This is a genomic window from Bradyrhizobium sp. (genome assembly GCF_049581145.1).
Lineage (GTDB): Bacteria > Pseudomonadota > Alphaproteobacteria > Rhizobiales > Xanthobacteraceae > Bradyrhizobium.
This window is the reverse complement of the sequence record NZ_JBAURI010001020.1, coordinates 1-9,203: the sequence shown is the minus strand read 5'-3', so window position 1 is coordinate 9,203 and position 9,203 is coordinate 1. Positions and strand designations below refer to the sequence as shown.

Sequence of the window (9,203 nt, the reverse complement as noted above, 5' to 3'; positions counted from 1 at the left end):
GCCCTGCACCTTCTCGACGAGGTCTTCGGCGCCAACGACGTCGGCACCCGCAGCCTTGGCTTCTTCCGCCTTGGCTCCGCGCGCGAACACGCCGACGCGCAAGGTGCGGCCGGTGCCGTTCGGCAGGGTGACGACGCCGCGGACCATCTGGTCGGCGTGACGCGGATCGACGCCGAGATTGATCGCGAGCTCGATGGTCTCGTCGAATTTCGACTTGGCGCGTTCCTTGACCATCTTGATGGCCTCGGCGAGCGGGTAGAGCTTCTCGCGATCAACGCCTTCGCGGGCCTTCTTCAAACGTTTTCCAATTGCCATGACCGGTTACCCCGCAACTTCCAGACCCATCGAACGGGCGGAGCCCTCGACCATCTTCATGGCCGATTCGATGGTATCGCAATTGAGATCCTTCATCTTCTTCTCGGCGATCTCGCGCACCTGATCCTTCGTCACCTTGCCGGCCTTGTCGCGGCCCGGCAGCTTCGAGCCGGACTGGATTTTCGCGGCCTGCTTGAGGAAGTAGGACATCGGCGGCGTCCTCAGCTCGAAAGTGAAGGACCGGTCCGCATAGATGGTGATGACCACGGGGATCGGGGTGTTCTTCTCTTCCTTCTGCGTCTGCGCGTTGAACGCCTTGCAGAATTCCATGATGTTGAGACCGCGCTGACCAAGCGCGGGACCGATCGGGGGCGAAGGGTTCGCCGCACCGGCCGGCACCTGCAATTTCAGGAAACCGGTCACTTTCTTTGCCATTCGTCGCTCCTCATGTTGCCTGCGGAGGATTCCGCGAAAGCTTCACAGGACCGTGGTGCGGTTCGCATGACGGCTGGCGACCGTCAGTCCCCTTCCACGGCTGTTGTCCCCCGCCCGAGCTTTTTCGGGAGAAGGTCGGGATCAGAGGCAGCCCCCGGATTCGCGGAGGGGCCCCTCACCCGGATTGCGCTTCGCGCAATCCGATCTCTCCCCCCCAAGGGGAGAGGTTAGCGAACGATCAGACCTTTTCGACCTGACCGAATTCCAGTTCGACCGGGGTGGCGCGGCCGAAGATCGATACCGCGACCTTCACGCGCGAGCGCGCCTCGTCGATTTCCTCGACCACGCCCGAGAACGAGGCGAACGGGCCGTCGGCCACGCGCACGTTCTCGCCGATCTCGAACGACACCGAGGCCTTGGGCCGTTCCACGCCCTCCTGCACCTGGTGCAGGATGCGCATGGCCTCGGCCTCCGAGATCGGCATCGGCTTGTTTTCCGCGCCGAGGAAGCCGGTCACTTTCGGCGTGTTCTTGATGAGGTGGAAGGCCTCATCGGTCAATTTCATCTTCACCAGCACGTAGCCGGGGAAGAACTTGCGCTCGGCGTCGATCTTGCGGCCACGGCGGACTTCCGTGACCTTCTCGGTCGGCACCAGCACCTGTTCGAACAGTTCCTCGAGCCCGCGCTGCTTGGCCTGCTCGCGGATCGATTCGGCGACCTTCTTCTCGAAATTCGAATAGGCGTGGACGATGTACCAGCGCTTGTCCGTCGCCTGCTGAAATGCGGCAGTGGCCATCAGTGGATACCCAATATCATGGTGACCAGATAGCGGATGATCTGATCCGCGGCGAAAAAGAAAACCGACGCCAACGCAACCATCACGAACACCATGATCGTGGTGACCGTGGTCTCGCGGCGGGTCGGCCAGGTGACCTTGGCGGTCTCCGAACGCACTTCCTGTAGGAATTTGAACGGGCTGAAAGCCATCGTTAGTCCGATTCCGTCGCCAGACGAATACTGTTTCAAGAAAACCCGAACAGCCGACTTGACCCAGCCCTCTCGGGCCCAGCCTTCTTGCGAAGGATGAGCCGGCAAGCGGACTCGTTTGTTCGGGGATGAAGCCGCGCCGGATATCCGCCCAGGGCGGGCCGGCTGCAGGTGCCGCTATGTACTGCCTGGATCGGCAAAGGTCAAGATGAGGCAGAAAACCGGCCTATTCCGGCCCCGAACGGCCGGCGGCCGGTGGCCCGTCGTCCGCCGGCCGGGCGATTTTGACGTCATTCCGGCTGATCCCAAACGATGGGACGATGCCCTCCGCCAGCCTGATCGGCGGCCCATCGAGCGTGATGACCGTGGATGGCCCGAGCGGGACGATCCCCGTCACCGTGTGCGACTCGGAGGCCGGGAGCTGGACGTGATCCCCCTTGCGCAGGAAAAGGCCGGCGAACGTCTCGGTCGGCACCAGAAGTTCGGTTCCGGAAGACCGGCTGATGCCGCGATCCCAGTCCACATTGGTCAGCGGCTCCGTCGTCAACGTATCGGGATAGTCGAACTTCACTTCGCGCTCCCACATCACCCGCTGATCCGATGTCTGCCCAAAATGGATTTTTTGGAAGCGCTGATCGGTCTTGGGCTCGGCCGCGATGCACTTGCCCTTCATCGAGAACACCTGCTTGTCGGCCAGCCGGAAAACGGCGTCGTGGACGTTGTCACCGTCCTCGGTCCGGATGAAGAAGGTCTCGCCCGCATTGGCGACGCGGCATTCATAGCTCACCATGAACCACTGGCCGGTCATCCTGAAATCGAGGCTGTGGTCGGTGGTTTCGAAGATCGGAACGCCGTTGGCGTGTTCCGAGATCGCCCAGGTGGCCTGGGTCAAAATGGTCCTGTCGGCAAAATAGATCGCGACAACCCCGCCGATCACGACCAGGGGGATCGCCGCGGTCATGAAGCTCCTTGCCAGGTCGGCCCGCCACAGCGCGGCATGCTCGATGGTCTGGGCCAGCGCGACGCCGACCAGCGCACACCCCAGCGGGATCGTCGGCAGGTACCACATGATCATGTCGATGTGGGGATGGACGAAGGAATGGGCCTTGGCCAGCACGAACCAGGACAAAGGCGCAGCCAGCGAGGCCAGGAAGGCGAGCGCCAGGATCTGCAGTTTCCTGCGCTCGGTGCCGAGCCACCAGTTCAGCCTGCCGTCGAGCAGCGAGAGCAGCGCCGTGACCGTCAGCAACGCCAGCAGGACGCCAAAACTCTTGATCAGCGCGATGAAATTGCTGCCGAGATAGGTCGCAAGCACCGAGCCGATCGAGGCAAACTTGCCAAACAACAGCTCATCCTGCAGCGAGGTCGCATCGCCGGTCATGCGGTTGGCGGCTTTGGTGGCCAGCACCGCGAAACCGCCCTGGCGCGCCGCATGGGCGAATGCCGCCACGACGAATCCGGCGACGCCGGCGCTCACGGTCCAGGTCACGTTGCCCAGCATGCGCGAAAGCCTGTCGGGGGTGTCGCGCACGCCGAGCAGGCAGCCGACCGCGGCAGCGAGAATGACGGTCGAGGTGAACTCGTAACCGCACAGGCATTTCACCAGAATGAAGAGGAAAACCAGCAGGATCAGCCGCGCCCTGCGCCTGGGTTCGTCCTCGTCGGCGAGCAGCATGGCAACGGCCATCGGTATGAACCAGGTGCCGACCACCCAATAGAGATTGGGTGCCAAAGCGGAAAACATCGGCTCCAGCGCCACCGGAATCAGGAATCCGAAAAACGCCGGCCAGCCGAAGCGTCGGCGCAGGATGTCCGCGATCCAGACCAGGACGCCCGCGGCAAACAGCGAGGCCAGGAAATGATAGAACCCGATCCGGAGCTTGCGGGGCAGCGGATCGACCGCATCGATCAACGAGAAGACGATCCCCTGCAGGCCGAAATGGCTGGGATACGGCCCCCATAGCGGATGCTCGGCGTGGATCAGCGACGGATCCTCGAAATATCGCTGCTGGGCATCGTAGTAGGTCGAGCGATCCTGGTCCGGAAAATAATTGAGGCCGACATCGGCATTTCCGGAGGTCAGGCCGTCAGCCGTGGAGCGCGCCATCCGGCCGATCACCAGTTGCTCCGATGTATCGTCGTAGCTGCGATCGATCATCAACGGATGGAACCGGAACAGATTGCCCCAGAAGATGACCGCCAGCACGATCCCTGCGAGCACGACACCATGAACAGCGCGCCATTTCACCGGCGCAACACCAGAAAGCATAACCCCCGTCCCCAATTTCAGCCTGTCGCTTCGCGCCGACCCCGCCGGCTTATTTCACGGGATACCGGCGCTGTCGACGTCAAACGCGGCCCGGCGGCCGTGAGGGCGAAGCGAGGGACCGCCCTTCCCGCGCTTCCCTTCGCACTGCACGCGAGTGGTAAGGTTTTATTAACCATAGAGTGCAATCGTACCGGGGCCGGGGCTGGGCGCAATCATCATCAGGGAGTTTCCCATGCCAAATCTGGACGAAACCATTCGCGAACGTGCCTACCATCTCTGGATCGCCGACGGTCAGCCCGAGGGCAATGCCGACATCTACTGGCTGAATGCCCAGCGTGAAATCCTCGTCAGCGCCGTCGAGAGCCCGGTCAGCGACGCGGCCGCGGCGCCTGCCGCCAAGCCCGCGAAAAAGACCAGGCTGTTCCGATCGAAAAAAGCCAAGACAGAAGCCAAGACAGAAGCTGCCTGACTCCATGCCGGTCTCGTCACGCGGGCGTCGGACCCGTGACGATGGCGACGCCGTGATCAGCAGACGGGGAAGCTCGGCTCCCCGTTGACGCCGTGATCAGTCGAACGGTCTGATCGAACGGTCCTACAGGCACAGTGCCATGAGCTTGATGTGACAGCTCCGTTCGGTGTGGCGGGTCGGCTCCGGTTTTGCCGGTCTCGCCAGTTTCGCCTGCCGTAACGGGGTCGGGGGCCGTTCATAGCCGCCCGCAATCTCCATCGCCCAATAGGTTCGCCGGGTTGTCGCGCTCCTGGCGCTGGCGATGCCGACCTTCGAGGCGCCATGCATCAGCAGGTTTTTCCGGTGCTCCGGCGAATCGATCCACTGCCCCAGCGTCTTTGGGAAATTGTCATAGCCATAGGCGATGTTCTCGGCGGCGCGTTCGGCCTTCGACGCGGCGACGCGCGAGGAAAATGACCCGAGCACGCCATGGTCGAGCACGTCCTTCGAGGCCATGGCGACGGCCTGCTCATGCGCAATCCGGTTGAGCGTGGCATCCAGAGTGACCCGTCCCTCGCCATGTTCGAGGCGGAAGTTCGAGATCATCTCCGCCGGACTCCTGGCTGGACTCTTGGCCGGACTCTTGGCTGGCGCTGCGGGCGCAGCTTGCGCGAGGGCCGAACTGCAAAGGCCGAGCGCGAGCCACAGGGAAACGAGGAAAGCGGCGGATCGCACGGCTGTTTTCAACCGCCACGCGCGGTCGCCGCGCTGTCCGCCGCGGGCTTTCGGGTGCGCAGCAGATCGCTTTCGGTGACTGGTCTGAAGGGCGCGCGCATCGGTCGGCCTGTTCCCGGCCCGCTGCCTGCAACCATCCGTTCGATATTGGGGTTCAAGTGTTTGATCCGGCTGGCAGGAGTGGTAGGGCTGGAACCTGCGAGCCCCGGTTTTGGAGTCGTGTCCATACCAGCTTTTGGCGTTTCGTTCTGTCCGGCCGTATTTCATGTTCTGTCGTTCGCTCTCGGCTTCGTGCATCGTTTCGCGCTTTCGCGAACCGGATCGATTTCTCGCGTTTCTGCCGGCCTCTTCGGCGCGTCTGACGATGATGGCGACTCTACAAAGGTGGCACAATGTATCGAATGACGTTTCCATGTCTCACCCTGATCGCTCTCTTGCTTGGCCCAGCCGCGTTCGCGGCCCCATTTGTCGATCCGCGCATGGAGACCAATTTCGTCTTCGAGAAATCGGCGACCGCCGCTGCCCCCAGGGATCCGGCGTGCTTCGATACAAAACTGGCATCGACCGGCGGCCCGGCGCCGCGTGATCCCACGACGCTTGCCGTTCGCTGGATTGGCGTTTCGAACTTTGAACTCTCCTACAAGGGTAAGATCATTCTGCTCGATGCGTTTTTCGACCGCGGAGAAGAATGGCCACCGCTCGGGTTCCACGCCGCCGACGTCGTCAAAGCCGATGTGATCCTGATTGGACACGCGCACTTCGACCACATGTCGGATGCAGCCTCGGTGGGCTTGCGCACAGGGGCCTTGCTCGTGGGGGCGCCGATCACGGCCGATAAGCTGAAAACCCAATCGGTGCCGGATGCGCAGATCCGCTCCGTCACCGGCAAGGGCGGCGAACTCCTGAAATTCGGCGACTTCACGGTCCAGCCGATTCTCGCTCTGCACGGCAGGCCTGACAAGCACATCGCCGAGGTCATGCAACATGCGCTCGACGAGCTAACGCCAAAACCAAGCGACGCCGAGAAGGTTGAAGAGAAGACGATCATGGACCGCGGGACCTTTGACCCCCGCGTGATCACGGAGGGCACGATCGCATACCTCATCACGCTCGATGACGGTTTCCGCATCATGTATCGCGACAGCGGTGGTCGCGTAACGGACGATGAAAGAGAAGCCATGCGCGACTTGCCTGGTGTGGATTTGGCCTTGGCTGCTGTCTCAGCGGATTTTCTCAATCCACCGACCCAGGACCAGGCGCTCGAATATATGCGGCTGTACAGGCCGGACGTCTTCATTCCAGCGCACCACGACGCACCCGTCAGCGGTCACGCACCGCTCTGGCGTGCGACCGAGCCGATCTTTCAGGCCTTGAAGGATGCCAATCCGCGGCTCGTCACGATATCGCGCGAATATCGCGAGCCCGTGTGTTTCGACACGGGAATCAACGTCGCTCATGGTCGTCAACCCTGAAATCGTGCCCCGAGAGCAATGTCATCGGGCCGGGCGACGGCAGGCGCTGAAGCGCCTCGGATATCGGACCGCCATTTGCTTTCGCGGAGGATGCACGCTCGCCCGTAAGACTACGGGTTTCTGCCGAAATGCCTCGCTATCGGCGAAGGCTGTCAAATACAGTTCAGAACATGTCGCTAAGTGAAGGGAATATTCAAAAGACGGTCTAGTGGGGAGATGCGTGATGGATGAGCGAATGTCTCGTTTGAATGCCCATCAAAACAACCTCGATCGCTATTTGAGATTACTCGAGACCCATCTGACTGAGACCGAACGGCAATATATCGAAAAACGTCTCTCGGAAGAGCGTTTCGCAATAGCAATGCTGGATTTCCTCAGCCCTCCAAAGGGCCACGACGCGCCGAGAGTCCACAAGTAGCGCTGCATGGACCACAGCCCGCTCGGGAGCGGTCAGCGCCGCCTCTCATGGACCGGACGCTGAGGCAATCCGCGACGCGCGGGAGGTCGTCGCCAAGGCCATCGCCGAATTGGGGGCCGCGCGGGTGACCGTACCGATGGCCTTGCATCGGACAGCTCATACCTGTGCTGACTATCCGCTCAAATTCCATTGGATCAGAGCGAGCCATCTGACGGTGCTGTTGGACAAGCGGATGGCGCTCCATGTGGTCGCTGCCCAGGCTGGGCATGACGACCCGTCACGCTTCTTCGGAGCTCCGCGCGGTGGACCAAGAAGGCCGAGGCCAAGGTCGCGGAGGCAATTGCCGAGTTTTCAGCCATTTGTCCACCGAGCTTAAAGAACAGAATGAGATCGGCTAAGCCTTTGAAATGGTGGCAGGAGTGGTAGGGCTCGAACCTACGACCCCCGGTTTTGGAGACCGGTGCTCTACCAATTGAGCTACACTCCTAGCGCGTTTCGGACGGCGGTTCGCGCCGCCGCCGATCCGGGCCGTTTGAAGCATAGGCTGCGGCCCATTTGCAAGGGCGAAGCGGGCCAACGCCTGTTCAATCCTAGCGTTCTGGGCCAGACTTCGGCCCATCCCATGAGAAACGACATGACAAGCAACGGGAGAGACCCATGACCGCGCAAACCGCCGCCAAACCCGCCAGCGCCCCGCAGACACCCCCGCTCCCGCACGCCAAACCGGAATCGATCGGGCTGTCGACGCCCCGGCTGCAGGTCATGTCGGATGCCTTCAGGCGCGAGGTCGACAAGGGAACCATCCCCGGCGTCACCGTGATGGTGGCGCGAGGCGGCGAAATCGGCTGGTTCGACGCGATCGGCCGGCAAAGCCCGGCAGCGGACGCGCCGATGGCCAGGGATTCGATCTTCCGCATCTTCTCCATGACCAAGCCGATCGTTTCGGTCGGCATCGCGATGCTGCTGGAAGACGGGCATCTGCTGCTCACCGACCCCGTCGCCAAGTTCATCCCGGAATTCGCAGGCCAGAAGGTCGGCGTCGAGACCGGCGGCAAGCTCGAGCTCGTCCCGCTCGCGCGGCCGATCACGGTGCAGGACCTGTTGCGGCACACCTCGGGTATCACCTACGATCACACCGGCAACAGCCTGGTGCAGCAGCTTTACCGGGAGACGCGGCTGCGCAGCCGCAAGATCACCAATGCCGAGCATGCGGCGATCGTTGCCGGCCTGCCGCTGGTCTGCCAGCCCGGCGCGGAATGGAACTACAGCCGCTCCACCGACATTCTCGGCCGCATCATCGAGGTCGTCAGCGGCAAGCCGCTCTCGGCCTTCCTGACCGAGCGGATCCTCGCGCCGCTGCAGATGGCGGAGACCGCGTTCCACGCCGGCGACGCCCATGCCGGCCGCCTCGCCGAGCCGTTCCCGACCGATCCGTGGTCCGGCGAGACCGTGCAGCTGTTCAACATGCTGGAAAAGCCGGCGATGGAATCCGGCGGCGGCGGGCTGGTCTCGACCACGATGGACTACGCCCGCTTCTGCCAGATGCTGCTCAATGGCGGCACGCTCGACGGCACCAGGATCATCGGCCGCAAGACGCTCGAACTGATGGCCTCCGACCATCTTGGCCCGCATGTGGCGATCAAGGGCACGCTATTGCCCGACGGCCACGGCTTCGGCCTCGGCTTTGCCGTGCGTACGCACGCCGGCATGGCGCCGTTCGCGGGCTCGCCCGGCCAGTTCTTCTGGAGCGGCATGGCCGGCACCTTCTTCTGGATCGATCCGAAGGAGGATCTGTTCGCGGTGTTCATGTCGCAGGGGCCGGGCCAGCGCGAATATTTCCGCACCCTGCTGCGCAGCCTGGTGTACGCCGCGGTGGAGTGAGGCGGAGCGGCGCGCCAAGGAGAATGCGTCGTCCCGGCGAACGCCGGGACCCACAACCACAGGGGTTGATGTCACGAAGAGCGTCCGCCACCTTTCACACCCGATACATCACCCGGTATGATAGGGGTCGGGATCGACTTTCGCCGACCCCGCCCTCCGAACCGTACGGGCGGTTTTCCCGCATACGGCTCTCCAGTCGGTGGTTTCTTCATCGAGACTGTCTCGCTGCTTGCCAGGCCGTGT

General features: G+C 62.7%; 10 protein-coding genes, 1 tRNA gene and 1 pseudogene. 5 read left to right on the top strand and 7 right to left on the bottom strand.

What is annotated here, in order from left to right:
* From WCB02_RS33090 to WCB02_RS33070, 5 genes and pseudogenes are all read right to left on the bottom strand, one after another.
* Positions 1 to 315, bottom strand: a pseudogene (locus tag WCB02_RS33090) (50S ribosomal protein L1); the annotation flags it as partial.
* A 6-nt stretch (positions 316 to 321) separates the two neighbouring features.
* Positions 322 to 750 (bottom strand): 50S ribosomal protein L11, encoded by a 429-nt coding sequence (gene rplK, locus WCB02_RS33085; RefSeq protein ID WP_423965012.1) that lies wholly within the window; start codon positions 748 to 750, stop codon positions 322 to 324.
* A gap of 238 nt (positions 751 to 988) precedes the next feature.
* The gene (gene nusG / locus WCB02_RS33080; RefSeq protein WP_423965009.1) at positions 989 to 1,546 is read right to left on the bottom strand and encodes a transcription termination/antitermination protein NusG; all 558 of its coding nucleotides are present in this window, start codon (positions 1,544 to 1,546) and stop codon (positions 989 to 991) included.
* Entirely contained in the window at positions 1,546 to 1,737 is a 192-nt protein-coding gene (gene secE, locus WCB02_RS33075; protein WP_423965007.1) for a preprotein translocase subunit SecE, read from the bottom strand. The genes nusG and secE overlap by 1 nt, the downstream gene beginning before the upstream one ends.
* Before the next feature lie 226 nt (positions 1,738 to 1,963).
* Positions 1,964 to 4,006 carry a hypothetical protein gene (locus WCB02_RS33070; RefSeq protein WP_423965005.1) on the bottom strand — a complete coding sequence of 681 codons (2,043 nt, stop codon included), beginning with the start codon at positions 4,004 to 4,006 and terminating at the stop codon, positions 1,964 to 1,966.
* A gap of 232 nt (positions 4,007 to 4,238) precedes the next feature.
* Between WCB02_RS33070 and WCB02_RS33065 the strand changes: the two genes are divergently transcribed.
* The gene (locus WCB02_RS33065) at positions 4,239 to 4,475 is read left to right on the top strand and encodes a DUF2934 domain-containing protein (RefSeq protein WP_423965003.1); all 237 of its coding nucleotides are present in this window, start codon (positions 4,239 to 4,241) and stop codon (positions 4,473 to 4,475) included.
* Between the two features lie 123 nt (positions 4,476 to 4,598).
* Here WCB02_RS33065 and WCB02_RS33060 read toward each other — a convergent pair whose 3' ends face one another.
* Positions 4,599 to 5,162 (bottom strand): CAP domain-containing protein, encoded by a 564-nt coding sequence (locus WCB02_RS33060; protein WP_423965015.1) that lies wholly within the window; start codon positions 5,160 to 5,162, stop codon positions 4,599 to 4,601.
* Here WCB02_RS33060 and WCB02_RS33055 point away from each other — a divergent pair.
* The 3 genes from WCB02_RS33055 to WCB02_RS33045 all read left to right on the top strand — a co-directional run bounded on the left by WCB02_RS33055 (position 5,121) and on the right by WCB02_RS33045 (position 7,079).
* A complete protein-coding gene (locus tag WCB02_RS33055; protein WP_423965017.1) occupies positions 5,121 to 5,594 on the top strand; it encodes a hypothetical protein in 474 nt (157 codons plus the stop codon). The genes WCB02_RS33060 and WCB02_RS33055 overlap by 42 nt on opposite strands.
* Positions 5,595 to 5,668: 74 nt before the next feature.
* Positions 5,669 to 6,661 (top strand): MBL fold metallo-hydrolase, encoded by a 993-nt coding sequence (locus WCB02_RS33050; protein WP_423965000.1) that lies wholly within the window; start codon positions 5,669 to 5,671, stop codon positions 6,659 to 6,661.
* Between the two features lie 223 nt (positions 6,662 to 6,884).
* Positions 6,885 to 7,079: a hypothetical protein gene (locus WCB02_RS33045; protein ID WP_423964998.1), complete on the top strand. Its 195-nt coding sequence runs from the start codon at positions 6,885 to 6,887 to the stop codon at positions 7,077 to 7,079.
* 411 nt (positions 7,080 to 7,490) lie between these two features.
* Here the strand turns inward: WCB02_RS33045 and WCB02_RS33040 are convergent.
* Positions 7,491 to 7,566 (bottom strand) — tRNA-Trp (locus tag WCB02_RS33040).
* Between the two features lie 170 nt (positions 7,567 to 7,736).
* Here WCB02_RS33040 and WCB02_RS33035 point away from each other — a divergent pair.
* Complete coding sequence (locus WCB02_RS33035) at positions 7,737 to 8,960, top strand: serine hydrolase domain-containing protein (RefSeq protein WP_423964996.1); 1,224 nt, start codon at positions 7,737 to 7,739, stop codon at positions 8,958 to 8,960.
* Positions 8,961 to 9,203 lie beyond the last annotated feature (243 nt).